At 70.1% G+C, this 24315-nt stretch carries 24 protein-coding genes; 14 read left to right on the forward strand and 10 right to left on the reverse strand.

Annotation, left to right across the window (positions count from 1 at the left end; genetic code table 11):
- Window positions 1-85: 85 nt before the first annotated feature.
- Window positions 86-940 (reverse strand): helix-turn-helix domain-containing protein, encoded by an 855-nt coding sequence (locus tag DY245_RS01980; protein WP_128502786.1) that lies wholly within the window; start codon window positions 938-940, stop codon window positions 86-88.
- Window positions 941-1086: 146 nt separating this feature from the next.
- Between DY245_RS01980 and DY245_RS01985 the strand changes: the two genes are divergently transcribed.
- The gene (locus DY245_RS01985; protein ID WP_244942764.1) at window positions 1087-2292 is read left to right on the forward strand and encodes an MFS transporter; all 1206 of its coding nucleotides are present in this window, start codon (window positions 1087-1089) and stop codon (window positions 2290-2292) included.
- 274 nt (window positions 2293-2566) lie between these two features.
- Here DY245_RS01985 and DY245_RS01990 read toward each other — a convergent pair whose 3' ends face one another.
- Window positions 2567-3148, reverse strand: coding sequence for a TetR/AcrR family transcriptional regulator (locus tag DY245_RS01990; RefSeq protein WP_128502788.1), 582 nt, complete (start codon window positions 3146-3148; stop codon window positions 2567-2569).
- Window positions 3149-3240: 92 nt separating this feature from the next.
- On the opposite strand from DY245_RS01990, the gene DY245_RS01995 reads away from it, so the two are divergent.
- The 7 genes from DY245_RS01995 to DY245_RS02025 all read left to right on the forward strand — a co-directional run bounded on the left by DY245_RS01995 (window position 3241) and on the right by DY245_RS02025 (window position 10752).
- Complete coding sequence (locus DY245_RS01995) at window positions 3241-4380, forward strand: agmatine deiminase family protein (RefSeq protein ID WP_128502791.1); 1140 nt, start codon at window positions 3241-3243, stop codon at window positions 4378-4380.
- Window positions 4381-4701: 321 nt separating this feature from the next.
- Window positions 4702-6096, forward strand: a complete 1395-nt coding sequence (locus tag DY245_RS02000; RefSeq protein WP_128502793.1) for a tetratricopeptide repeat protein — start codon at window positions 4702-4704, stop codon at window positions 6094-6096.
- A gap of 256 nt (window positions 6097-6352) precedes the next feature.
- Window positions 6353-6940 carry an RNA polymerase sigma factor gene (locus DY245_RS02005; RefSeq protein WP_128502796.1) on the forward strand — a complete coding sequence of 196 codons (588 nt, stop codon included), beginning with the start codon at window positions 6353-6355 and terminating at the stop codon, window positions 6938-6940.
- On the forward strand, window positions 6937-7965 hold the full coding sequence (locus DY245_RS02010; protein WP_128502799.1) for a zf-HC2 domain-containing protein: 1029 nt from the start codon (window positions 6937-6939) through the stop codon (window positions 7963-7965). The genes DY245_RS02005 and DY245_RS02010 overlap by 4 nt, the downstream gene beginning before the upstream one ends.
- Window positions 7962-8747, forward strand: coding sequence for an ABC transporter ATP-binding protein (locus DY245_RS02015; RefSeq protein WP_244942766.1), 786 nt, complete (start codon window positions 7962-7964; stop codon window positions 8745-8747). The genes DY245_RS02010 and DY245_RS02015 overlap by 4 nt, the downstream gene beginning before the upstream one ends.
- The gene (locus DY245_RS02020) at window positions 8744-10114 is read left to right on the forward strand and encodes a hypothetical protein (protein ID WP_128502803.1); all 1371 of its coding nucleotides are present in this window, start codon (window positions 8744-8746) and stop codon (window positions 10112-10114) included. The genes DY245_RS02015 and DY245_RS02020 overlap by 4 nt, the downstream gene beginning before the upstream one ends.
- Window positions 10111-10752: a hypothetical protein gene (locus tag DY245_RS02025; RefSeq protein ID WP_128502805.1), complete on the forward strand. Its 642-nt coding sequence runs from the start codon at window positions 10111-10113 to the stop codon at window positions 10750-10752. The genes DY245_RS02020 and DY245_RS02025 overlap by 4 nt, the downstream gene beginning before the upstream one ends.
- Before the next feature lie 92 nt (window positions 10753-10844).
- Here DY245_RS02025 and DY245_RS02030 read toward each other — a convergent pair whose 3' ends face one another.
- Both DY245_RS02030 and gntA read right to left on the reverse strand, forming a co-directional pair.
- Entirely contained in the window at window positions 10845-11321 is a 477-nt protein-coding gene (locus DY245_RS02030) for a GNAT family N-acetyltransferase (RefSeq protein ID WP_181923477.1), read from the reverse strand.
- 220 nt (window positions 11322-11541) lie between these two features.
- The gene (gene gntA, locus DY245_RS02035; protein ID WP_128502809.1) at window positions 11542-12201 is read right to left on the reverse strand and encodes a guanitoxin biosynthesis heme-dependent pre-guanitoxin N-hydroxylase GntA; all 660 of its coding nucleotides are present in this window, start codon (window positions 12199-12201) and stop codon (window positions 11542-11544) included.
- 605 nt (window positions 12202-12806) lie between these two features.
- On the opposite strand from gntA, the gene DY245_RS02040 reads away from it, so the two are divergent.
- A complete protein-coding gene (locus tag DY245_RS02040) occupies window positions 12807-13691 on the forward strand; it encodes a patatin-like phospholipase family protein (protein ID WP_220377841.1) in 885 nt (294 codons plus the stop codon).
- 120 nt (window positions 13692-13811) lie between these two features.
- On the opposite strand, the gene DY245_RS02045 is transcribed toward DY245_RS02040, so the two are convergent.
- Window positions 13812-14258: a hypothetical protein gene (locus DY245_RS02045; protein ID WP_128502812.1), complete on the reverse strand. Its 447-nt coding sequence runs from the start codon at window positions 14256-14258 to the stop codon at window positions 13812-13814.
- Between the two features lie 678 nt (window positions 14259-14936).
- Complete coding sequence (locus DY245_RS02050) at window positions 14937-15563, reverse strand: TetR/AcrR family transcriptional regulator (protein ID WP_128502814.1); 627 nt, start codon at window positions 15561-15563, stop codon at window positions 14937-14939.
- 92 nt (window positions 15564-15655) lie between these two features.
- On the opposite strand from DY245_RS02050, the gene DY245_RS02055 reads away from it, so the two are divergent.
- The 4 genes from DY245_RS02055 to DY245_RS02070 all read left to right on the forward strand — a co-directional run bounded on the left by DY245_RS02055 (window position 15656) and on the right by DY245_RS02070 (window position 18313).
- Window positions 15656-16072 carry a DUF4345 domain-containing protein gene (locus DY245_RS02055; RefSeq protein ID WP_128502817.1) on the forward strand — a complete coding sequence of 139 codons (417 nt, stop codon included), beginning with the start codon at window positions 15656-15658 and terminating at the stop codon, window positions 16070-16072.
- A gap of 40 nt (window positions 16073-16112) precedes the next feature.
- Entirely contained in the window at window positions 16113-16991 is an 879-nt protein-coding gene (locus tag DY245_RS02060) for a nucleotidyltransferase domain-containing protein (protein ID WP_128502819.1), read from the forward strand.
- 102 nt (window positions 16992-17093) lie between these two features.
- Window positions 17094-17549, forward strand: a complete 456-nt coding sequence (locus DY245_RS02065; protein WP_128502821.1) for a DUF6153 family protein — start codon at window positions 17094-17096, stop codon at window positions 17547-17549.
- An 89-nt stretch (window positions 17550-17638) separates the two neighbouring features.
- Window positions 17639-18313, forward strand: coding sequence for a DUF305 domain-containing protein (locus tag DY245_RS02070; RefSeq protein ID WP_128502823.1), 675 nt, complete (start codon window positions 17639-17641; stop codon window positions 18311-18313).
- Window positions 18314-18381: 68 nt separating this feature from the next.
- Here DY245_RS02070 and DY245_RS02075 read toward each other — a convergent pair whose 3' ends face one another.
- From DY245_RS02075 to DY245_RS02090, 4 genes are all read right to left on the reverse strand, one after another.
- A complete protein-coding gene (locus tag DY245_RS02075) occupies window positions 18382-19809 on the reverse strand; it encodes a SufS family cysteine desulfurase (RefSeq protein WP_128502825.1) in 1428 nt (475 codons plus the stop codon).
- Window positions 19796-21178, reverse strand: coding sequence for a family 2B encapsulin nanocompartment shell protein (locus DY245_RS02080; RefSeq protein WP_128502828.1), 1383 nt, complete (start codon window positions 21176-21178; stop codon window positions 19796-19798). The genes DY245_RS02075 and DY245_RS02080 overlap by 14 nt, the downstream gene beginning before the upstream one ends.
- A 477-nt stretch (window positions 21179-21655) precedes the next feature.
- Window positions 21656-21889 carry a hypothetical protein gene (locus DY245_RS02085; protein ID WP_128502830.1) on the reverse strand — a complete coding sequence of 78 codons (234 nt, stop codon included), beginning with the start codon at window positions 21887-21889 and terminating at the stop codon, window positions 21656-21658.
- Window positions 21890-21979: 90 nt separating this feature from the next.
- A complete protein-coding gene (locus DY245_RS02090; protein ID WP_128502832.1) occupies window positions 21980-23773 on the reverse strand; it encodes an LTA synthase family protein in 1794 nt (597 codons plus the stop codon).
- Window positions 23774-24021: 248 nt separating this feature from the next.
- On the opposite strand from DY245_RS02090, the gene DY245_RS02095 reads away from it, so the two are divergent.
- Window positions 24022-24297, forward strand: a complete 276-nt coding sequence (locus DY245_RS02095; RefSeq protein WP_128502834.1) for a hypothetical protein — start codon at window positions 24022-24024, stop codon at window positions 24295-24297.
- Window positions 24298-24315: the final 18 nt, after the last annotated feature.

Here is a 24315-nt window from a genome sequence, read left to right on the forward strand (position 1 = left end):
CCGTGATCCACCATCCGAGATCACTTTGACGACAGGGCCTGGGTCGAACGTCGGCGGGCGGCAGTTGCCGTCGGCGGGCGTCCGGTTACGCGTGCTCGGTGAGCTTCCGTACGGCCGTCTCGGCGGTCGCATCGTCGGGCAGGTAGCACAGGAAGTGGTGTCCGGGCTCGTCGAGGGCGGCCAGCTTCACGTACCGCAGGCGAAGTTCGCCCGCCGTAGGGTGCCGGAAGTGCCGCACCGCGGGTTGGTAGACCGCTGTCTCCCGCCGGCCGTACCAGCGTGCCGCGTCCGGATCCTGGGTGATCTCGCCGGCGATCTCCGCGTAGCGCCGGTCGTCCGGGTGCCGGGCGGCGTGGGCGCGGAACTGGCCCAACAGGCCGCGTGCTTCGGACTCCCAGTCCACGAGCAGGGCGCGCGCCGGTGCCCAGCGGAACACCAGCCACGGCAGGTTGCGCTGCTTCGAGGGAAGGCGCGCGGGGTCGGTCAGCAGCGCGGCGTATCCGGCGTTCCAGGCCAGCAGGTCCCAGTGCGGATCGATGACCACGGCCGGATTCGGCGATACCGACTCCACCAGCGACCGCAGGTTCTGTGAGACCCAGCCCGGCGGCGTGCCGGCCGGTTGGACGTCCTCGACGAAGGACAGGACATGCGCGGTCTCGGCCCCGTCCAGTCGCAACGCCCGCGCCACCGCACGCAGCACCTGCTCCGACGTACGCACCCGGCCCTGCTCCAACCACGCGTACCAGGAGCTGCTGATGCCGGCCCGTTCGGCCACCTCGTCGCGGCGCAGCCCGGGGGTACGCCGGCGCGGCGCCACCGGCAGGCCCAGTTCGGCGGGGGCCAGCCGCTCCCGTCGGGACCGCAGGAAGGCGCCGAGCTCTTTGCGCAGCGTACTTGCCGTGTTCCCTGCGCCGGACGGCGTTTCCCTGACGACGCCCATTGCGTCTTCGTCTCCTCTGTCCGCGGATGTCCTGCACGACAAAGTGTGAGCGATGGTGATCGCTTGAGGCGAATATCCGGACGACGCGAGTGGTGGGCTGGGGAAGGCCCGGGGAAGCGCCGGGCGACGACAAGGAGCGACCCTTCGTGTTCACCACGTCCACCACTACCTCTACCTCTACCTCTATCCCTGTCCCGACCCCAACTACTGCCGGTTTACCGACGCGTTCGCTGCGGCTGCTGCGGCTGGCCGGGCTGATCAGCAACTTCGACCGCTTCTGTATCGCGCCGATGCTGATGCTCATCGCGGACCAACTCGGCGCCACTATTTCGACGGTGGCGCTCGCAGCCGGCGTCTACTACCTCTGCTACGGCCTGATGCAGCCGGTGTGGGGGATCGCCAGTGACCGGATGGGCCGGATCCGCGTCATGCGGTTCTCCCTTGCGGCAGGCGCCCTCGCCGCGCTGCTCTCCACGCTCGCCCCGAACGCCACCGTCCTGATCGTGGCCCGGGCGCTCTCCGGAGCCTGCTTCGCCGCCTGCATCCCCGCCTCGCTGAGCCACATCGGCGACGTCGTCCCCGCCGAGGGACGCCAGCGCCCGCTCAGTGATCTGATGACCGCGTTCTCCCTGGGTACGGCGCTGGGCACGCTCCTGGCCGGAGCGCTGGCGCACTTCATCAGCTGGCGCCTGGTCTTCTTCCTGCCGGCCCTGCTCGCGGCGTATCTCTTCCGGGCGCTGCGCCGCCTCCCCGAACCGGAACGCGTGCCCGCCGGCTCCCTGTTGGCCCCCTTCCGCATCGTACTCGGGTCGGGGTGGATGTGGTACGTCATGGCCGTCGCCCTGCTCGAAGGCGCCGTGCTGCTGGGCTTCTTGACGTATCTGGCGCCGGCGCTGGAGGCCCGGGGTGTGCCGACCGCGGTGGCCGGTGCGGTGTCGGCGCTGTACGGCGTCGGGGCCATGGTGTGCGCGCAGTGGGTCAAGAGGCTGGTGGGCCGGTGGAGCCCTGCCAGGCTGATCGTGGCCGGCGGGGCGCAAGCCGCCGTGGCCTACACAGTTGCCACCGTGAGTCAGTCGCTCCCGGCACTGGCGGTCACCGCGCTGCTGCTGGGCGCCGGCTGGTCGTTCCTGCACACCACGGTCCAGGCGTGGGCGACCGCGGTGGCCCCGACGGCCCGAGCCACCGGCGTCGCGATGTTCGGCGTCAGCCTCTACGGCGGCAGCGCGGTGGCGAGCGGCCTGACGGCGGCCGCTGCCGGCAGCCATGCGTACGGCCTCATCTTCCTGGTCGCCGCCGTACTGACGATTCCGCTGACCGTCGCGGCCGCCATCGGGCGGGCTCGATGGCGATGACGTGATCTCGTGGGATCGGATCGAGGTCTGCGTCGACGAGCACCAGGCGGGTGACCAACTGGGGCTGTGAGCCGGTCGTTTGATGCCGTGCCCGCCCGAGCAAGTCGATCAGTAGTGAACGCCGGGCGGGCCGTGGTGGGCGAGCTGCCACTCCGGCTAAGGAGGCGGCGAAGTCGAACTCAGACCGGGCACGGATATGCGAGCCGAGCGTCCAGACATCGGCGAGCGGCATCGCACTCGGCCTGCTGCCCCGTCAGCTCGGCCTGCTGCCCCGTCAGAGCTCCGCCTCGATCGCGCCACGGAGCAGCTCATGCGCGCGCTGGAGCGACGTGGTGCCGCTCAGCCAACGTTCGCTGAGGCCCTCGACCAGGGCGGTGAGCCGCTCGGCCGCATCGTACGCGTCGGTCTCGCGGCCGGGTCGGTCGACCGTATCGACCGCCTGTGCCTGCGCCTGCCGTATGAGGTGTGCGAGGTCGTCGATCCACTCACGTGTCGCAGCGGCCAGCAGTTCCCGCAGGTCCGGATCAAAGACGGCGGTGGCGCGCAACTCGCCCCAGGCGGCGCTGTTCTCCCTGACCTGGGGAGTGTCCTGCAACTCCAGCAGCAGCATCTCGGTGAGCTGCGTACGGGGATCGTCGGAGGCTTCCAGGGCGGCGTCGGTGTAGCGGACCGCGCGCCGGCTGATGAACTCCAGCGTGCGTCGCAGCAGGCCGGCGCGATCCTTGAAGTGGTAGTAGATCAGCGCGGTCGAGACACCGGCCTCCGCGGAAACCTCCTCGACCCGCAGCCCACGCACGCCACGCCGGGCGATCAGCCGGGCGGCGGCTTCGAGGATCTGGGTGGGCCTGTCCGGCATCGAATGCTCCCGCTATCCGAAGGATCAAAGTATCTGACGTCCGATCATGCCCTACCATGGGCCTGACCAAAATTTCAGTCAGGTGGTTGATCGTGCGAATATCCAGACGTCGAACACTGCACGCTGCGGTCGCCGCCGCGCTCGGCGGGGGATTGAGCGCCTGCCGTACGCCGGACGGCAGCGAGCCTGCGCCGGGCGGCGGCAGCACCGCCCCGTCAGACGCACCGCCGGCCGGCGGATGGCGGCTGCCCGACGAGGCGCACCCGCACCGGTCGACGTATATGGCATGGCCCACCCGGAAGATCTGGGGGCCGGACATCGCCGGTGTGCGGGACGACATCGCACGCATCGCGCGGACGATCGCGGAGTTCGAGCCGGTGGTCCTTCTGGCAAATGGCCCGGACGTGAAGGTGGCGCGGCAGGCCTGCGGGTCAGGGGTGGAGGTCGTCCCGACTCCGGTGGACGACCTGTGGATGCGCGACAGCGGACCGCTCTTCGTACTCGGGCCCGACGGCATCGCCGGAGTCGACCTCAACTTCAACGGCTGGGGCAACAAGCAGGACCACGGCCGCGACAGCCAGGTCGCCCGCCGGATCCTGGACGACGCGCACCTCACCAGGGTCAAGGCGCCGATCACGGGCGAGGGCGGCGCGCTGGAGGTCGACGGCAGGGGCACCCTGCTGGCGACCGAGAGTTCCCTGGTCAACGACGCCCGCAATCCCGGCAGGTCCCGCGACGACATCGAGCGGGCCCTCAAGAATCTGGTCGGCGCCACCACGGTGATCTGGGTGAAGGGCGTCAAGGGCAAAGACATCACGGACTACCACATCGACGCGCTGGCACGCTTCTCCGAACCGGGTGTCGTGGTCATCAGCGCACCGGACGAGGACGCTCCCCGGGACGTCTGGACCGAGGCCTACGACCAGGCGCGCGAGGTGCTGGACAGGGCTGTCGATGCCAGGGGGAAGCGTCTCGACGTCGTCGAGCTGCCCGAGCCGGTCCACATCGGCCGCCGCGGGGACGGATTCCTGGCCTGCTACGTCAACTATTACGTGGTCAATGGCGCGGTCGTCATGCCTCGCTTCGGCGACAAGAAGGCCGACAGCAACGCCGCGTCCATCGTGCGCGAGTTGTACCCGGGCCGGGATGTTGTGCAACTGCCCGTTGACACTCTTGGGGAGGGTGGCGGCGGGATTCACTGCTCCACGCAGCAACTGCCCAAGGTCGGTTGAACTGCCGCTGAATCGGCCGCCGTAGCGATCCGTGAACACCACGGCATTTCGGTCACTGTGTTCGAGGATGAAGCCTCAGGCATGGGGAGCAGTTTTCAGGCACGGACATACGGACACATACGAAGACATCGAGGAAGGATGGAGACGAGCCATCGGGCGGCCGGATGGCTGGACGGCCGGTTGGTTGGACGACCGGATAGTTGGACGGCCGGTTGGCTTGACGGCCGCCCGTTCGCCCGCCGCCACGATGACCTGTCTCGTCACCGCTCTCGTCACCGCAGTTCAGCCAGTTGTCCCACTCACCCCCCCCAGGAGTCACCCATGACAGCGGACCGGCACGGGCACCTGATGACCGACACCGGCGCCGAGGCCCTCACCCGTTACGAACAGGCCCTGGACGACCTGCTGTTCTTCCGCCCCCAGGTCCTGGAGGCGTCTCGGTCCGTACTCGCCGCCTCGCCGCGGTCCGTGATGGGCCAGACGCTGGCCGCATATCTGGGGGTGCTGGGCACCGAGGAGAAGGACGCGGCCGCGGCGCGCGACAGCTTCCTCCGCTTTCGCTCCGGCCTGGACGCAGACAGGCTGACGTCCCGCGAGCGTATGCATCTCGCCGCCGCAGCGGCATGGCTGGACGGCGATATGCACGGCGCGGGCCGCATCCTCGGCGACCTCACCGTCGCCTTCCCCCGCGATGCGCTGGCCCTCTTCGCAGGCCACCAGCACGATTTCCTCACCGGCGACGCCCAGCGCCTCCGCGACCGCGTCGGCGGAGCACTGGACGCCTGGGACGAGAGCGATCCACACCACGGTCCGCTGCTCGGCATGTACGCGTTCGGTCTGGAGGAGTCGGGCCATTACGAACACGCCGAGGAGGTTGGCCGGGCGGCCCTCGCGCGGCATCCGCACGATGTGTGGGGCATCCACGGCGTGGTGCACACGTATGAGATGCGCGGACGTTTCACGGACGGGATCCGCTTTCTCGACGCCCGTACCGACGACTGGGCGAACGGCACCTTGCTCACCGTCCACAACTGGTGGCACTACGCCCTCTACACGCTGGAGACCGGCGACACCGCCCGCGTACTGGAGATCTACGACTCCGTGCTCCACCACGACCGGTCGGCGGGCGTGGCGATGGAACTGCTCGATGCCGCCGCCCTGTTGTGGCGCCTGTACCTGGCGCAGGACCAGCAGAGCGCACGGTGGGACGTACTCGCTGACGCCTGGGAGAGCCGCGACGACGGCCCCCATTACGCCTTCAACGACGCGCACGCGGTCATGGCCTACGTGGGCGCGGGCCGCATCGCCCAGGCACAGCGCCTGGTCCAGGACCGGGAAAAGTGGGTGGCGGCGGAGCCCGACGTCTCCAACGGCGCCATGACGGCCGAGATCGGCCTGCCGGTCTGCCGCGCGCTGATCGCCTACGGGCGGCAGGACTACGCCCGTGCCGCCGACCTGCTGCTGCCGATCCGCCACCGCCTGAACGACTTCGGTGGCAGCCACGCCCAGCGGGACGCGATCCAGCGGACCCTCGTCGAGGCGGCGCTCCGCGCAGGCCGTACCGACCTGGCGCGGACCCTGCTCAGCGAGCGCATCCAGCTGCGCCCGATCTGCCCGTACAACTGGTCGGCCAAGGCCCGCCTGGAGGCACAGCTCGGCGACCCGCGACGGGCCGCGGCCGCCCGTGAACGCGCCGCCGTACAGGCATCGTCCTGAGCGGTCGCCACCGCCGCGCTGCGCGGCACTCCGCCACCCCCCCGAGGAGCTGATCCCCGGAGCGGACCGCCGGCAGTACGAGCTGCCGGCCGGCCCAAGGAGCACGAGGTGAGGAACCCGGAGGGGGCCAAGAACCCTGACGAGGTGACGAGGCGAGGAACCCGGACAAGGCCGGCAACCCGGATGCCGCAGCTCGTCCGCGCAGGTCGTCGGCCCGTTCGTGAACCGTTTCCGGCCGCCGAGCGATAGAAGAAGCGTGAAGCGATTCCGCCCCTTGAGGGCAGACCGGGGCTACGATGCCGCGCTGCTGCGCGGCATCGCACGTGGGGACCAGGCCGCGTTGGCCGCGTTCTACGACCGGCACGCCGGCTGGCTGCACGCGCGGCTGGCGCGTCGGTGTGCCGATGCCGAGACCGTGCGCGAGGTGCTCCAGGACACCTTCGTCACCGTGTGGCGGTCCGCCGGTTCGTACCGGTCGGGAGAGGCCGGCGGCTGGCTGTGGGTGATCGCGGCGCGGCGGCTGGTGGACGCGCAGCGGGCGCAGGCGCGGGCCGAGCGTGTCGTGCACGAGCCCCCGGCGGCCGTGCCGTCGGCGGAGGACAGTGCCCTCGGGGGACTGGAGTACGGGGATGTGGGCACCGCGCTCGACCGGCTGTCACCAGAGCTGCGTGAGGTGCTGCGGGCCACGGTCATCGACGGGCTGACGACCCGTGAGGCCGCGCAGCTGCTGGGCATACCCGAGGGCACCGTCAAGACCCGTGCCATGCGCGCCCGGCGTGAACTGCGCGCCGTACTCGGTCAGTTGGGGAATGCCGCGACGACGCCATGGGGAGGTCTCGCATGAAGAGGGAACAGGTAGGCCCGGGCGGGCCGGCGTGGCATGTGGACGAGGCGATGAGCCGGCGCTATGCGGACGGGTCCCTGCCGGAGCCGGATGCCTGGTCGCTGGAGAAGCATGTGGAGGCGTGCGGCCGGTGTGCGTCCGCCGTCTCGGCCGCAGTCCGTGCGACGGGGACGGCGGGGCCGCTGCTGGAGGACGTGCGGGGCGCGCTGCTGCGCACCGTCGCGGAGGAGGCCCCGGGGGAGGGCGCGGGCGCGACCGAACGCAAGAGGGGGGCGGGGGCGCGTCGTTCGCCACTACGCCCGAGCGCGGGCCGCCGGGGCGTCGCTGTCCGGCCCGCTTCTGCCTCCCTGCCGGGCCGGCTCGCGCGAACGGTCTGGGCCGCCGGGCCTGCCCTGCGCGGAGCATGGGGCGTGGCCCTGCTGGTGGTGTGCGCGGGAGCCGTGGCACTGGCCTACGGTGCCGGGTTCCTCGCGGCGCGGTCCGTGTTCTTCGCGCTGGCGCCGGTGCTCCCGCTCGCCGGGGTCGCGCTCTCGTACGGGCCGTACGCCGATCCGATGTACGAGATCAGCGCCGCGGCACCGTCCGGCGGGCTGCGGCTGCTGCTGATCAGGACCACCGCCGTGCTCGGCGTCAGTCTGCCGCTGCTCACCGCCGTAGGTGCCCTGCTGCCCGCGCCGCCCGGAGTGCCGGGCGCGGCGGCCTGGCTGCTGCCAGGGCTGGCGCTGACCGTGGGGACGCTCGCGCTCGGCTCGTGCACCGGATGCCGAACCGCCGGCGCGCTCGTCGCCGCCGGCTGGGCGTTCGCCGTACTGCTGCCCGCCGCGGCCCACGCCCCCAACGGGGCTCCCACACCGGCCGTGCTCGCCGAGCAGCTCGGGCGGTGCGTCTCCGGGAGCGCCGCGCAGAGCGGATGGGCCGCGGCCGCCCTGTGCTGCGCCGGGCTGCTCGCGCTGCGCCGTCGCGCCTTCGACTTCGCCCCGGACCACGGCCCGGGCTCGTACCTGAACCGTCTGGAGAATTCGTGAGCACCATCAGCGTCAACGGCCTGACCGTCCGGCACCGCAGGACCGTCGCCCTCGACGGCGTCGACCTCGACTTCGGCCCCGGCGTGCACGGACTGCTCGGCCCGAACGGCGCCGGCAAGACCTCCCTCATCCGGGTGCTGGCCACGGTCGCCCGTCCCACCGGCGGACGGGTCGAGCTGCTCGGTCATGCGCTGTCCGGCCACCGTGAGCTGTCCGCGGCCCGGCGCAGGCTCGGCTATCTGCCCCAGGACTTCGGGTACTACCCGGGCTTCACCGTGCGGGAGTTCGTCGGGTACGTGGCATGGCTCAAGGCCATGCCGGGAGATATCGCCGGCGCGGCGGTCGAGCGGGCCGTGGCGCGGGTCGGGCTCGCGGACCGTATCGACTCCAAGATGCGCACGCTCTCGGGCGGCATGGTGCGGCGGGCCGGCATCGCCCAGGCCATCGTCAACGAGCCCGACGTGCTGCTGCTCGACGAGCCGACCGCCGGCCTCGACCCGGAGCAACGGGTGGAATTCCGGTCGCTGCTCGTGGAGTTGGGACACCGGACCACGGTCATCGTCTCCACGCATCTGGTGGAGGACGTCGCCGTGGCATGCACCGAGGTGACGCTCCTGGCATCCGGTCGTGTGGCGTACCGCGGGACTCCGGCATCGCTCGCGACGCTGGGCGAGAGCGACGCCGGCGCGGACCTCGGCGGCAATCCCGTCGAGCGTGGCTACACCGCCGCCCTGCGCGGTCATCGCGCCGCCGTGGCGACCACGACGGGAGCCCGCCGATGACCACCCAGCTGATCCCGCACACCCCGTCCCGCCCCGACGCCACGGGACCGTCGCGATCCACCCGGCGCGCCCGCCATCCCGTGTTCGCCGAGATACGCGGCGGACTCGCCCCCTGGATCGCGCTCGCGATGTGCCTCACCCTCGTCGGCGCGATGACGGGAAAGGCCAGCTATTGGCAGGGGAGTTGGGGTGAGACACAGGAGCGGCTGCATTCGGTGGCTGTGTTGCTCGGCGGCCCGCTCGCCGCGGGTGCGGGGTGCTGGCAGGGCGGCCGGGAGCGTCGCAGGCGCACGGCGGAGCTGTGGGCCACCGGCGCCCGGAGCGAACTCGCGCAGTTCGCGGTGGCCGCCCTGCCGGTGGCGCTCGCCGTGATCGTCGGTCACGCGGTCGCGGCCGCCGGTTCGTTCCTCGCCACCTGGCCGTACGCCTCCGCCGGGCGGCCGCTGTTCGGCCCCCTGGCCGCCGACACGGTGTTCCTGGCCGCGATGTCCTGCGGCGGGATGGTCGTCGGCCGGCTCGTCCGCTGGCGCCTGGCCGCGCCGCTGCTCACCCTGTGCGGATACGTGGCGCTGGCGCTGCCCACATACCGGCAGTCGTCACTGCGCTTCCTCGGACCGGCCGAGGGCTACAGCCCCGATGCCTGGGTACCGGTCTGGTGGCAGCCGCTCGCGATGGCCGCGTGGACGGGCGGCCTCGCCGCTGCCGCGGTCCTCGGCCACGCCGCCCGGCGGCACCGCTACACCGCGCTGCTTCCGCTGGCCGTCGCGATCGTGGCCGCGGTGCCGATCGGGCGGACCGGAGAGCACATGTGGTACCCCAACCCGCTTGCCGAGAAGCAGATCTGTGACGACTCGTCACCACAGGTGTGCGTCAACGCCGTGCACGGGGACCTGCTCCCGGCGGTATCGAAAGCGCTGTCCGGCCTCACGGGACGGCTGGAGGGAGTGGCACACACCCCCGTCCGCTTCGAAGACCTGCCCCAGGCTCCCCACCGCGACGAGGCCCAGCTGCCCGAGCTCTACCTCGGACAGAGCGTCGTACGCGGTGAACTGGCGGATCCCCAGGCATTCGCATGGGAAGCCGCGGCCGGGATGCTGACCCGCGACTGCGTGACGCCGACCACGCATCCCGTCGACGAGGCGGTGATGGACTGGCTGGTCTCCAACGACCTCAGCACCAGCAGACGTGCGGAGGCGCGCCGGCAGGCCCGGGAACGAGGCGACACCGCGGAGATCACCGCGCTCGACGCACGCGAGCGGGCCCTGCACCACCTGGCCGCCATGCACCCCGACCAGCGACGCGCCTGGCTCGGCCGCTACTTCGCCACCCACGGCAGCTGCGACACGAAGAAGGTCCCCGCACTGTGACGACCCCGAACGCACCCGTCTCGCGCTACCCCGCGACGTACGGATTCGCCCTCTACGCCCGCTCCCGCGCCCTGCCCGCCACCGTGGCCACACTGCTCGCCACCGCGCTGCTGGCTGCCCTCGGCGCCCACGAGCTGCACGCCTATATCGACCCCGACAAACGGGTCCCCGTCGTGGCGCTCGCGCCGATGCTCGCCGCCGCGGCGATCGGCGCGAGCCTGCACCAGCACTCCACGGAACTGGACCGGGCCGCAGTACGCCCCTGGTGGCCCCGGCGTCTCGCCCATCTACTGGCCCTGACCGCCCTGGCCGCGGCGCTGCTCGCCCTCGCGGTGCCCGGACACGCACAGACCTTTGGCGCGTCGGCGATCGTCCGCAACCTTCTCGGCGCGGTGGGCATCTCGGCGCTGGCCGCCGCCCTCATCGGCGCCCGGCTGAGCTGGCTGCCGATGATCGTCTGTCTCAGTACCCAGTACCTGGCCGGCGGCGGCGTCCACGGCCGTACCGTGACGGTATGGGCCTGGGCGATGCAGCCGGGCCCCGAGCCCGCGGCCTGGGCGACAGCGGCCACCCTGTTCCTCGCGGGCACCGCGGCGTACGTCATGCACGGGCCCCGCCCTGACGGAAGCCGCGACTGAGCAACGGGCCGGTGCGGATCCCCCTTGCACCCGATGGCCGGTGCCGGCCGCCGCTCCCGCAGGGCGTCTTCCTCTGGTCCGCACGATGACCCTCAGGGGGTACCGGACCTCGCCGGCAGGTCCTTTGCGAGGACGACGCTGTCGTAGTTGGTGACGTCCCACCGCCACGTCCCGATCGGCGCGTATCCGCGTCGGCGGTACCAGGCCACGAGGTCTGTCGCCGTTGCGGAAGTGTCGATGACGGCATGTGCCGAACCGAGGGCGGCGATCCTGGACTCCGCGAGTGTCAGGAGCCGGTGTCCCCACCCGCTTCCCCGCTGCGACGGATCCACCGCCAGCTGCCAGAACGACCCCGCTCCAACGGGTGCGGGGTAGCCGGTGGGCATGGCGTGGGGAGCGGACACGGTGACGGTCCCGATCAGCCCGTCATCGTTCGTCGCGACCCAGCACTCGCCTTTGCCGAGTCGGTACCGGGTGTCCTCCGGAGACTGGTAGGAGGCGAAGAAGACGCGCCCGGCGGCGGCGTGGTCCGCGTACGCACGGTGAAGGAGGTAGGTCAGCTCCTCCACCGAATCTCCCTCGTGGAATTGCCTCACCTGGACAGATCCCTGGGTACTCGCGCCTGTCGAATCGATGTTCATGCAGGCAGTCAACCGTAGGTCACAACGGCCTCGACGAGCCCACTGTGCCGTCGGCGTTCATGAGGAACTTGATGACCGTCCCTTGGAACCTTGCCGCACCAGGGGTGAAGACGATCTCTTCGGGGTGAGCGTAACGGGCCGGTCGGGCTCAGACACGTGCGGTGAAGGGGCACGTCCAGTCGGCCGGCTTGCGCCGGCCCGAGTAGCGCCGGGCCTCGGAGAGCTGCTCGTACTCCAAGAGGTTGGGGTTGATGTCCCCCTGCAACTCGATGTCCTGCTTGCGGATCTTCTCCTGCAGCCGGTCCCACAGGCCGGCGGCCTTTATCCGGTCGAACTGGGCGTGTGAGTTGAAGGCGAGCATGGGGAAGGGCGGGCGGCGGCCGATGCGGCTGTGCGTCTCGTGCAGCCCGATCACGAAGAACGGGTGCCCGGCGACGCTGTAGGCGAAGGTACGGGACGACGGGTCGGGGGCGTAGCCGTCGGCCCAGGCGTGCGTACGGCTGTCATGATCGTGTACGGCCTGCAGCTGCTGCCACATCAAGTGCTCGAACTCGGTGTCCGACACCTGTAGGGGACCCGAGAAGGTGGCCACGAAGCTCGTGAAGGGCTTGGCGTCCCAGTCCACCGCCTCCACATAGGCCTGAAGATCAGCCGCCATGTGCCGGGCCGCCGTGTCGCCTCCGAACCACGTGTAGTGATGGTGGGTGATGCCGCCCTGCCGCCATGCCGAGCGGCCGGCAAGGCAGGGGAACGAGTCACCGAGCAGGAACTGCCCGACTTCAGTGGCGGCGGTGGCGTCAACCGTCATGTTCGAACCTTTGGTCAGGGGGCAAAGCATTACCCGTGGTGGGGGACGCTGGCAGTCAAGATCGGGCATGGCCGGTTCGTCAAGACAAGGCCGGTCACGCCTGGGAATGCGTTCACCGGCAGGGGCATGATCGCGGCGGCCTCCTCGGCGGTGGCGCCGGCCTCGATGAGTGCGGGGCCAAGGTCATCAGAATCGGCAGATGGTCCCGAATTTAATTAATCACGGAATTTTGTCTGCTATGTCGAGATTGGGATGCATCGTTTCCGGGATGCCTGAGGTGAACGGTCGCTCGCGAGGATCTTGGCATCCCGCGGTGCACGGGGACTGTCCACTCCCTGGCGGTGGACGGGTTCCATGTCGGGCCTGGCGATGGTCCCTTTGTCGATCACCACCCGTCACCCGTCACCCGTCACCCGCCACTCGTCAGTCGGCCAACTGGCCGGTGGCGGAGTGCCGTTCGCGAGGAATCGCGCGACAGCCCGGCGAGGCCGCTCCGTCGGCGCGGATAGCCTCAACGGGAACAACTGATCGGGCGAAGGGGAAGGCGTGCCGATGACGAGGCGAGCGGAGCGTGCTCAGTGACCACGAGGACGGCTGCGTCAAACGTGCCCTCCGGATCGCGCCGGCGGGCGGTCGTACTCGGCGCCGGAGGCGTTGTCGGTACCGCCTGGATGGCCGGGCTCCTCGGCGGGATGCGCGGGGCCGGTGTGGACCTCGCTGAGGCGGATCTGATCGTCGGTACTTCGGCGGGCGCGATCATCGGCGCGGTGCTGGCCACCGGCCAGGACCCCGATCGGCTCGCCACTCCTCCGCGGCCTGCCGACTCCGACATCGCCCCTCCCCGGGTGGACAGGCGTCGGCTGGGGGAGGTGTTCGCCGTGCTCGGCGCCGCCGGCTCCGATCCCACCGAGGCGCGGCGGCGGGTGGGGCAGCTCGCGCTGGCCGCCGAGACCGGCCCCGAGCAGGCGCATCTCGCCCGAATGGGTGCCCTGGTCGGCGCACACCAATGGCCGGACCGCAAGCTGCTCATCACGGCGGTGGACGCCGAGACCGGTGAGCCGGAAGTCTTCGACCGTGCAAGTGGTGTCCCACTGCCATCCGCCGTGGCGGCAAGTACCGCCTTCCCTGGCTTCTATCCACCGCTCACCATCAACGGCCGTACGTACATGGACGGCGGTCTGCGGTCGGGAACCAGCGCCGACTTGGCAACAGGCGCCCGCGTGGTGGTCGTCATCGAGCCGCTGGCGCACCTGTTCCCCCGTGAGCCGCTCGCCCAAGAACTCGCCGAAGTCGGTGCGGACGCCGTGGTGACGATCGGTCCCGACGAGGCGACGGCACGGGTGTTCGGCCAAGACCTGCACGACCGGTCGGCCTGGCAACCGTCCTACCGTGCCGGCGTCCGACAGGCCGCCGAAACCGCCCAGCGGGTCCGTGCCGCGTGGCAGGCCCCGGCGATCGAAGAGCCGCGACGGAATGAGCGCAGCGAATGAAGGACCAACAACTCAAGCCTTTGTGGGGGCTGTTGGCGCCCGGGTGACGTCAGCGGAACCAAGCGCATTCTTTGAGGACGCGGCGCCGCTACGGCTCTACGGCTATTGCTCGCGGCCCCGTCAGCTCCAGAGCTTGGAGGCGACGACCCGGGGCGTGTCGGCCGGCCTGTCCCCGGCGTAGGTGAGGGTCAGCCGGGTGTACTGCCACTGCCCAGGGTGACCGGGGCGGAGCTGTGGGTTGTCGAGCCGTACGTGGACGCGGTAGCTGTGGAAGTGGCCGTCCGCGCAGTCGGGCTGGCAGTCGTTGACCAGGTCGTTTCCCTCGGCCGCAGCGGACTGTGGTTGCCATTGCGACCACCGAAGCGACTGCAGGACGTTGTTGCCGTCGCCGCAGGCGAGCATGAAATCGCCGGGGCGGACCTGTGGCTGCCCGGTGCAGTCGATGGCCGCTACACGGGTCTGCGCTGGCTGTTCCGAAGAGGCGGAGGCGGGCGCCGGTACGGCTGCTGCCGCAAGTGCCACCCCGGCACAGACCAGGAGTGCTGCCTTTGCCTTGTGAGCTCGCATATCCGCTCCTCACCGCTTCGCATGTGTGGACACCGGCTGCGACGCAGGGTGCGGTCTTTGTACGGGCCACGTTCCCCGCGGGGCTGTCGTTGCTCCTCTGCCGACACGCTACGACCACCTGGCGGAACAGTGCCACTCCAACGGGCTGCCGGCGCGCGGCACGGGATGTGGGGGACGCCGGTCTGGGCCTTGCAGGAAACGGCGACCGTGCCGTTCCTTTACCGGCGGATTACGCTCCCCGGGGGTATGAACTCTCCTGCTACCCGTACGTACGTGTTTAGCCGGGAGCTTTGCCCAACTCCCCACTGGCAAGTAGACCGTGCCGGTGCTCCTGCAGCGCGCTGAACACCCGCTCCCGCCTCCCACCGGTTGCGCGGTTCGGCAATCGCGTGTAGGCACCCTTGCGCGAGCCGTACTGCGGCGGGCGGAGCCGGATGAGGAGTGCTGTGCGGCAGTGACGCTGCCGAGGTGGACGCATCCGCTGCCGGTAGCAGTGCTGGATGAGGGATGGGGCAACGTCTCGTCGTCTACCGCTCGTTGGGCATATGAAGGTAGGTGAGGGAGAGCGTCGCCGGGGCGAACGGAGAGGCAGAGGTGCCCACGCTGCGCGAGGTGGGATACGAGGTCGTGCCCACGGCTGAGCCACGGCCGTGTGCTCGATGCCGGCGCCCCGGGTGGTCAGCCCCCGCTGCCGGGGGCGGTGCCGGCGCCTGGGGCGAGGCGTTCGAGATCCATGATGGGCCGGAGCGCCCCCAGCAGCGCGCCGACGCACATGTCACGCAGCTCGGTGCGTGAGAACGACTGGTTCGTCAGCCAGTCCACGCACAGGGTGCGGACGAACACCAGCCAGCTCATCAGCGCGGCCGACACCAACTCCCTGGGGCCGTCGCCGAGTCCGGTGGAATCGAGCAGGCGCCGCCGCAGCTCGGCCAGTTCGTCGGTGATGACGGCCTGGATCACCGGGTCTCCGGCGAGCACCCGGTTCGCCGTGAGCACGGTGTTCCGGTTGGCGACGAAGTAGTCGATGTGTACGTCGAGTCCGGCGGACAGCTGCTCGACGACGGGGGCGGCCGGATCGAGTGCCGTATCGGCCAGCAGCTGGTCCGCGGCCTGCTGGTAGATCGCGGCGAACAGGTCGCGTTTGTTCGGGAAGTAGCGGTACAGCAGGGCGCGGGAGATGCCGGCGCGTTCGGCGATGTCCTCCATGAACACCTCGTCGTACGGCTTCGCCGCGAAGAGCTGTGCTCCGACGCCGAGCAGCTGGCTGCGGCGCTCGGCGGGGTCGAGTCTGCGGCGCGTGGTCACGCCCCACAGGTTACTTGACACCTGTCTACTACCGGTCCTGACTTCCCCGTTAGTAGACAGTCGTCTACTAACGGGGAAGGGGTGGTCGGATCATGGCCAGGCTCCTCAAGTGGCTTGTGCTGGCGATGGGGGTCGCCTGCGTGGCGATCGGTGCCTTCCATCTCGTGCTCGGCATCGGCTCGGTGCCGGGCGAGGGCTCGGCCGGCGCGACCGTCGACAGCCGGGAGCGGTACTTCGGCGCGATCTTCCTCGGGTACGGCCTCGCCTGGATCTGGGCGGCCCGGCAGTCGCCCATCTCGTCCCGGGCGGTGCGGTGGCTCGCCGGCATCTTTCTGCTCGGCGGAGCCGGCCGGATCCTGTCCATGGCCCTCTACGGCCAGCCGCAGTGGTTCCAGGTTGCCCTGGCGGTCATCGAACTCGCCATGCCACCGCTGTACTTCTGGCTGTCGACCGCCGATGAGAAAGCGGCGGCGACCCGGCTGAGTGAGGCCGGCGAGAGGGTCCCGTAATCGGGTGGGGCGTTGACCGGAGTCATGGCACGGTAGCGACGTGGACAACCCGCATGAACCACAGGCACCGAGTAGCGCGGCGTACGGCGCGGCCGGGCGCGGAGTGACGGGCTGCCCGCTTGCCGTGCAGCAGGTCTTGCCCGACCTGCTGGACGAAGTCCGATCGGCGCTCGGCGATCGCCTCGTAGGCATGTACCTGTACGGGTCGGCGGTCAGCGGCGACTACGACGAGGGCGTGAGCGACATCGACCTGATGGCCGCCGTCACCGGTGAACTGAGCCCTGACGTCCTGAGCGCACTGGATTCCGGGCACCACCGTTTCTGGTCCAGCCATCCCGAATTCACCGATCGCATCGACCTCATCTATGCGCCTGCCGCATGGCTCTCCTCGCTCTCCGGTGAGCTGAACGCTTCCGGCTCGCCGCCGATTCTGGCCACGGTGTCACCCGGCTCCCCGCTGCATGCGGAGCCCGTTTCGCAGGAGTGGATCCTCAACCGGCACCTCGCCCACGACACGGGCGTTACGGTCCATGGCCGCCCGCTGGAATGTGCGGTGGCCGCCGTGCCTGCGGAGACGGTGCGCGCAGCCGTGGCCCGCAAGGTGCTGTCACTCCGTGACGGGGCTGCGCAGGTGGTGCACCGGGGAGGTCATGCCTATGTGGTCCTGACGGCCTGCCGGGCGCTGCTGACGCTGACCACGGCACGACACGCAAGCAAGGCCGACGCCGCTCGCTGGGCGCGTGAACGGTGGCCGTGCTTCCGGCCGGTGATCGATGCCGCACTGGAGTGGCGCCTGGGTCAGGCGGTACGCGATGAGACGCCGTTGCCGCGGGAGCTGTCGGCGCAGAGGGACGGTCTTCTCGATGCCGTGTGCCGGGTGGCCGAGGACCGCACGGCCGGCGTCGTCGGTCATGGTTGACGGGAAGCCGATCGATGCGCCGTACGTGGCGACTTCACGGCTCCCGGGGTGCTGCGCCGTGCGGGCGGGCCCTTGGGTAGGGTCGATGCCGGAGGTCATGACGTGAGTGCGCGCCGCGGGATTCGGGCGGCAGGTGCCTGTGGGCAGCTGCTGCTCGTTGTCGTGCTCGCGCTCGGCGTCTTCGTGATGCATACGGTGGGCCATCCCGACAGCTCCTCCGGCTCGGCCATGGGGACCGCGGCGCACGCAGCCGCCTCCAGCACTCACATGGGCGACGGCATGGCCTCGCCGTCACAGGCGGCCGCGGCCTCGTCGCACTCCTCGGGCCATGACATGAGGACGAAGTCGTCCTCGCACGGTCCGGGCATGGCGATGGACATGACCTCCCTGTGTGTGGCCGTGCTCGGCGGCTGGATCCTTGCCGGTCTGCTGTGGGCGGCGCTCAGCCGCCGGCCCGACTGGCTCGTACGGCTGCGCGCCGGCGCCCTCACCGCCCAGCGCCCCAATCCGCCACCGCCCCGACCCGACCTCGCTCAACTGTCGGTCCTGCGGATTTAGGCCGAACGCCGCCGCGGGCGCTTTCCGCTGCCCGCGTCGCCCCGTTCGCCAACAATTCCGCAGAGCAGAACAGACAACACGAGGTTGACATGACCACCATCAAGCATGCCGTGCGCCGCACGCCGGCCCGCCGTATCGCCCTGGTCGGCGCCGTTGCCGCGGCAGGGCTGGTACTCGCCGCATGCAGCAACAGTGACGACAACACGAGCGGCATGGACCACGGGAGCAAGCCGTCGGCGACGGCCACCCAGGGCGCCGGCGCCAACCCCGCACCGGGCGCGTTCGGCGACGCGGATGTGCTGTTCGCGCAGATGATGATCCCCCACCACGAGCAGGCCGTGGCGATGGCCGAGCTCGCCGACGGCCGGGCCGGGGATGCGGAGATCAAGGCCCTCGCCGGTGATATCGAGAAGGCTCAGGGCCCCGAGATCCGGGAGATGAAGTCCTGGCTCAAGGCCTGGGGCAAGCCTGTGTCGGGCGGGTCCATGCCCGGCATGCACCACGGCTCCCACTCCATGGACAGCTCCGGTATGTCGGGGATGATGTCCGACAAGGACATGAAGGAGCTCAAGGCCGTCAAGGGCAAGGACTTCGACCGGAAGTTCGCGCAGATGATGATCGCCCATCACAATGGCGCGATCGACATGGCCCGGAACGAGCAGAAGAACGGCAAGAACGCCACGGCGAAGAAGCTCGCCGAGGATGTGGTCAAGAACCAGTCGACCGAGGTCAAGAAGATGAACAAGATCCTCGACCGGATCTGACCCGGCCGTTCACCGACGCCGACGTCGCCGACCGGACTCCGGTCGGCGACGTCGGACGGTCGGGGGCGTCAGGTGGCTTGCAGCAGTCCGTGCAGGGACGCCACCAGCTTGTCCACCTCCTCGGGTGTGTTGTAGAGGGCGAGCGAGGCACGGGCCGCGCTCTGCAGGCCGTAGTGGGCCAGGGCCGGTTGGGCGCAGTGGTGGCCGGCACGGATGGCGATGCCGTCGCGGTCCAGCCAGGCGGCGATCTCCGTCGGGTCGTGGCCCGCGAGGGTGAAGGTCAGTACGGCGATTCTGTCGGGCGCGGAGCCCAGCAGCTCAAGTCCCGGAACCGTGGACAGGGCTTGCTGTGCGTGTGCCATCAGCGAGGTCTCGTAGGCGGCGATGGCGTCCCGGTCGAAGGAGGTCAGCCAGTTCAGCGCGGACAGCAGACCGACCACGCCGGAGATGTGCCCGGTACCGGCCTCCAGGAGGTGGGGTACGGGGGCATAGGTGGTACGGGTGAAGTCGACCGACTCGATCATGTTGCCGCCGCCCTGCCACGGCGCCATGTTCCGCAGGATCTCCGGCTTCGCGTACAGCGCGCCGATGCCCGTGGGGGCGAACAGCTTATGGCCGGAGAACACATAGAAGTCGGCGTCCAGGTCCTGCACATCGACGGGGAAGTGCGCCACCGCCTGCGCCCCGTCCACCAGCACCTTGGCCCCGTAGCGGTGCGCGAGTGCGGTCATCTCGCGCACCGGCGGGACGGTGCCGAGCACATTCGACGCATGGCTGATCGCGACGAGTTGGGTGCGCATGGAGAGCAGATCGGCGTACGCGTTGAGATCGATCTGGCCGTCCGGTTGCAGAGGTACGGGCACCACCCGGGCCCGGGTCTCCTTGGCGATCAACTGCCAGGGGACGATGTTCGAGTGGTGCTCCAGCACCGGTACCAGGATGTCGTCCCCGGGGCCGAGGTTGGCCCGTCCCCAGCTCTGGGCGACGAGGTTGATCGCCTCGGTGGTGCCGCGGACGAAGACGATGTCGTCCGGTGAGGGGGCGCCCAGGAACCGGGCGACCGCCGCCCGGCCCGCCTCGTATGCCTCGGTGGCCTCCCGGGCCATGGTGTGCGCACCACGGTGGATGTTGGAGTTGGCGGATCCGTAGAAGGCGGCCAGTGTCTCGATCACCTGGCGTGGCTTCTGTGTCGTTGCCCCGTTGTCCAGCCAGACCAGGGGGTGTCCGTTCACGGTCCGGTGCAGGATCGGGAAGTCCCGGCGCGCCAACTCGGGGGAGAAGGCGGCGGGTTGGCCGGGGAGGCCGGCGGGTTGGGCGGGCTGGGTGGCTTGGGTGGCCTGGGCGTCGGAGGCAGTGACCGGTGCCGAGACCGGGTCGGTGACCGGTGTGGTGACCGCCGCCGTGGCCGGATCGGTGGACGGCAGACCGCCGTTAAGCGGGTTCGGAGTCACAGCCGCACTCGGCCACAGACTCCGGGTGACGTCAGGAGTAGTCATGGTAGTTGGCGACCTCGACGTTCTGGAGCACGGCGAGCGCGTCCTCGACCAGCACCGCGGTGTTGAAGTACGCCGTCATCAGGTACGACGTGATGCCCTTCTGGTCGACGCCCATGTTCCGCATCGACAGACCGGGCTCCACCTCGTCCTCGACCTTCGCGGGACGCAGACCCACCACGCCCTGCTCGGCCTCGCCCACGCGCATCAGCAGGATCTCGGTGGTGCCGATGCCCGCACTGCCGGAGAACCGCACCTTGTCGGAGGGGAGCAGCGGAACTCCACGCCAGGTCAGCAGCGGGCTGCCGAACCGGTTGTCGATGATCGGGGGCACACCCCGACGCGTACACTCCCGGCCGAACGCGGCGATGGCCTTGGGGTGCGCGAGGAAGTAGCCGGGCTGCTTCCAGACCCGGGCCAGCAGCTCGTCCAGGTCGTCGGGGGTCGGGGAACCGGTGCGCGCCTGCACCCGCTGCCCAGGGGCCACGTTGTTGAAGAGGCCGAATTCCGGGTGGTTGAGCAGCGCGGACTCCTGCCGCTCGCGCAGTGCGTGCACGGTGAGGTTGGACTGGGCCCGGATCTGGTCGATGGGCCCGTTGTAGAGATCGGAGACCCTGGTGTGCACGCGCAGCACGGTCTGGGCGAGGGTCATGTGGTACTCGCGGGGCGTGTCCTCGTAGTCGACGAACGTCGTGGGAAGGTCGGGTTCGCCGACGTGCCCGGCGCTGAGATCGACCGGCACCTCGGTGCCCTGCATGATGCCGTCCGCCGCGAGGTAGGCGTCCATGGCTCCCCGCACCGTCGCGTCGCGGTCGCACAGCCCGGCGAGCACGCTGCGTTCGACGCACAGCGCCACGCCGGGCGTGAGCGCCCTGACGCGGTACGGCATGGGCTCGGAGCGGGTCCAGGCGTCCAGGTCGAAGAACTGGCCGTCGCCGATCACTTCGAGCACGGCGTCCTCGCCGTAGCGCCCGCTCACCCGCTTCTCGGCGCGGCCCTGGGCGATCACCCACAGCTGGTCGTGCGCGTCACCGTCCTGGGCCAGCATCTGGCCGGCCTCGAAGGTGACTTCCGTGAAGGCGCCGGCGAGTTCGGAGAGCAGCGCGTCGTCGGCCTCCCTGAGGTACGGCAGTTCCCGGAGGTCTCCCGGAATGACGCGCGGTGAACCGCCGTCGGTGTGGGTGCTGATGCGGTCGTCGCCGAGGACGTACGTACGGCGGCGGTTGACGCGGAAGACGCCCGATTCGACGTCGACCCAGGGCAGGGCACGCAGCAGATAGCGCGGGGTGATGCCGCGCATCTGCGGGCTGGTCTTGGTGGTGGTCGCGAGCTGCCGTGCCGCATCCGGGCTGAGACTCGTCTGGTCGTTCACAGGACCTCCTCGCAGACAGACATGCCGATCGGCCGGCGCACGGGCCGATCGACACGCGGGAACAATCGGATCGTCTTGTCGTAATCCGCCGCCCGCAACCAGACGTTTGCCGGTGTCCGGCCGGAAATGCTCGCCGCGCTGAATTCGCGATTCCGTATGAACGTGCGACTACTTGGCGTCGCGTCGCCGCTACCACACGTGGAAGTAGCGGAAGTATTCATTCCAGGGGTGTCCGGGCACGTCGCCGCACATTGCACGCCTCCGTGTATGCGACCTGATTTGCCCTCATAATGCTACTTTGCATTTCTTAAAGGATGGCTTATGGTGCTGGCTTCTTGCGCTCCGAAACCACCCTCCGAGCTGCTCAAGTGCCGCCAGGGGCCACGGAGTTACGAGGGATGCGCGGTCGGCAATACCTCGGGCGGGACCCCCGCGGCGGCGTGTGGTGGCGACCGGGAGCGCCGCCACCCGGACGTGTCAGTGAGGTAGCACGCTCGTGACGGGGGCGAGCAGGCCGAGGACGGGATCGAGTGAGGTCGCTGCCCGTGCCACCTTGCCGTTGGGGCCGAGGTCGTTGAGCTTGGCCAGCTCGTTGTCCACGCTGAACAAGAGCGGACGGTCGTTCTGGGAGGCGTTCGCCGCGGGGGCGGTCACGGCTGTGGCGCCGGCAGCGAGGATCACGGCGGCGACGAGGCGGTGCGTCTTGGTCATGACGTATTCAACGATGGGTCAGGCAGATGGCAACGTGTCTGCGAAGTTCGAACTCCTGCCGAAGCGGGTGGTGATCGGTGCCCCCTGTGACTACCGGCCCGGCGATGGCGGAGTGGCGCCGGGCTGCGGGCCGTAGGCGGTCAGGAAGCGGTCGCGGAAGGTGTCCATCCGCCAGACCGGGGCCTTCGGGCCCGGTTTGAGCCCGTCCTGCCAGCCCCAGCCGGATATTCGCTTCATCACGGCCGGGTCGTGGGCGACGATCGCGATCGGAACGTCCCGGCCGGCCTTGTCGCCGGTGACGGTCGGTACGGGCTGGTGGTCGCCGAGGAAGACCAGCACGGTGTTCTTGTTGCCGTACTTCTCCACGTACGAGATGAGGCTGTTCAGCGAGTACTCGATGGCACGCCGGTACTCGGTGCGCACCTGCGCGGGGTCCTTCCACACCTCCTTGGGGTCCTTGCCCGCCTTCTTGATGGCGCCGTAGACCGAGCCGTCGCCGAGCTCGTCCCAGCCGATCATCTTGGGGATGGGTGCCCAGGGGTTGTGGCTGGAGACGAGGATGATCTCCGACATCAACGGCTTGCGGTCCGGCTTGCCGTGCTCCAGCCGCTCGAAGGCCGACAGGCTGTACTGGTCGGGTATCCGCGACCAGCTGAACTGCGGCCCCTGGTAGCCGAGGTGATGGGTGTCGTAGACGTTGTCGAGTCCGTAGAACTTCCCCTCCGGCCAGGACCGGGTGACGCCCGGCATGATGCCGGCCGTCCGCCAGGCGCCCGCGCGCCGGAAGGCACCGGTGAGGGTCAGTCGGTCGCTCGACGTGATGGTGCGGTAGCGCTGCTGGTTCGGGATCCACAGGCCCGACATGAAGGTGGAGTGGGCCAGCCAGCTGCCGCCGCCCGCCGTCGGCGAGGTGAGGAAGGCGCTCCGGGAGGAGAACCCGGCCTTGCGCAGCCGACTGGTCCCGTGCGCCAGCACCGCGTCGACCTGCGCCGCCATCCTGGGGTCCTGGACCGCGCTGCGGCCGTAGCTCTCGATGAAGGTGAAGAGGACGTCCTTGCCGCGCAGCCCGGTCAGCAGCTGGTCGGCAGGCGTGTCGCGGAAGGCGTCGTGGGCAGCCTCCTTGGCGAACACCTGCTCGTCCTTGATGCTCGCACGCACCCGGTCCGCGCGATCCTCGACGCGCTCGGCCGCACTCCTGGAAGCGACCGGCACGCCGGCGACCTGCACACCGAGCGCCGCGCACGCGATCCACGCGGTCCCGAGTACGAAGGTGGTACGGGTCGCCACGGCGCTGTGCCGGACCATCACGCGGCTCAGCCGCACGACCGCCAGCGTCATGAGGACGAACAGGCTGAGGACGAGGACCACGACCCCGATCACGACCCCGATCGCGTCCACCCGGCCCACCGAGTCCCTGAGGAACGACTCGGCGTCGTCGAACAGGACCCAGTCGAGAACCGGGTCGAACGGCCGGACGAGAACCGCGTAGAAGCCCATGTCGAGAACGTTCAGGAGGGTCAGCACGCCGAGCCCCACCCCGGCGAGCACCGCCACCACCTGCCTCGCCTTCGGCGGCAGGACGAGCAGCACGGCGGCGCCGAAGATCCCCTCCACCGGAAGGCGCACGAACTCGCCCGGCGTGAGGCGGGTGAGCTCGTCGGGCAGGAGGAGGGCGAAGAGCACCAGCGCGGCGGCCAGGCCAGTGCCCGTCCACGCAACGGCCCGCGCCGCGGCCGGATGCCGATCCCGCCAGCCGACGGATATGACGGCCTCGTCCGGGTCGTCACCGGCGGCGCCGTCTGCGACGTGGTCGCCCCGCGCACCGTCCTCCGGCGTTGCCTTGTCCCTGTCCGGCAGCTGACGAGAGCGGGTGAAGTGCGACAACCCAAGGTCCTTCCGTGCGAAACCCGGTGGTGGGACGGCGGACCAGGCTCGGAAGGCCGGGGCCGCCGCCATCTGATACGGCGTGCCGGCGTCTTCTGTTCAATCACCAGGGCGGCCCGCGCGGGACCGGTGGGCCCGACCCGCGGTCGGCCTGTGAGGCGGCAGTTGCCCCGTGGCCGGGCAGTCGTTGCCGGACGTTCCAACGTGGCCGATTGCCAGCGCGACACGGTACAAGGCACCCTTGCGCCATGTCATATGTGAGGCTCGAAGCCTGGATCGGCGGAGAGTGGCTGGAGCTGGACGCGGTGAGCGTCGCCGTGGGCGAGTCCGCGCTGACCCTCTCCTTCGAACGTCAACGGACCGAGTCGGGGTATCGGGGTCTCATCTGGGAGCCGCTGGAGAACTTTCTCCGGGAGTACCGCGACGAGCCACTCGTCGTGGTTCCGCTGGGACACCACTTGCCGGTGATGTTCGGCCCCGGTGCCGCGGGGCCCTTCCGTTTGGCGGAGATGCCGGACGACTGACCGCCGCTCTCGCCCGGC

It is taken from the genome of Streptomyces inhibens, assembly GCF_003389455.1.
GTDB lineage: Bacteria > Actinomycetota > Actinomycetes > Streptomycetales > Streptomycetaceae > Streptomyces > Streptomyces inhibens.

Excerpts from the sequence above, each read along its gene's own strand:
- DY245_RS01980 (WP_128502786.1), bottom strand. The coding sequence starts at position 940 with ATGGGCGTCGTCAGGGAAACGCCGTCCGGCGCAGGGAACACGGCAAGT.
- DY245_RS01990 (WP_128502788.1), bottom strand. The coding sequence starts at position 3,148 with ATGCCGGACAGGCCCACCCAGATCCTCGAAGCCGCCGCCCGGCTGATC.
- DY245_RS02000 (WP_128502793.1), top strand. The coding sequence starts at position 4,702 with ATGACAGCGGACCGGCACGGGCACCTGATGACCGACACCGGCGCCGAG.
- DY245_RS02010 (WP_128502799.1), top strand. The coding sequence starts at position 6,937 with ATGAAGAGGGAACAGGTAGGCCCGGGCGGGCCGGCGTGGCATGTGGAC.
- DY245_RS02020 (WP_128502803.1), top strand. The coding sequence starts at position 8,744 with ATGACCACCCAGCTGATCCCGCACACCCCGTCCCGCCCCGACGCCACG.
- gntA (WP_128502809.1), bottom strand. The coding sequence starts at position 12,201 with ATGACGGTTGACGCCACCGCCGCCACTGAAGTCGGGCAGTTCCTGCTC.
- DY245_RS02045 (WP_128502812.1), bottom strand. The coding sequence starts at position 14,258 with ATGCGAGCTCACAAGGCAAAGGCAGCACTCCTGGTCTGTGCCGGGGTG.
- DY245_RS02055 (WP_128502817.1), top strand. The coding sequence starts at position 15,656 with ATGGCCAGGCTCCTCAAGTGGCTTGTGCTGGCGATGGGGGTCGCCTGC.
- DY245_RS02070 (WP_128502823.1), top strand. The coding sequence starts at position 17,639 with ATGACCACCATCAAGCATGCCGTGCGCCGCACGCCGGCCCGCCGTATC.
- DY245_RS02075 (WP_128502825.1), bottom strand. The coding sequence starts at position 19,809 with ATGACTACTCCTGACGTCACCCGGAGTCTGTGGCCGAGTGCGGCTGTG.
- DY245_RS02085 (WP_128502830.1), bottom strand. The coding sequence starts at position 21,889 with ATGACCAAGACGCACCGCCTCGTCGCCGCCGTGATCCTCGCTGCCGGC.
- DY245_RS02095 (WP_128502834.1), top strand. The coding sequence starts at position 24,022 with ATGTCATATGTGAGGCTCGAAGCCTGGATCGGCGGAGAGTGGCTGGAG.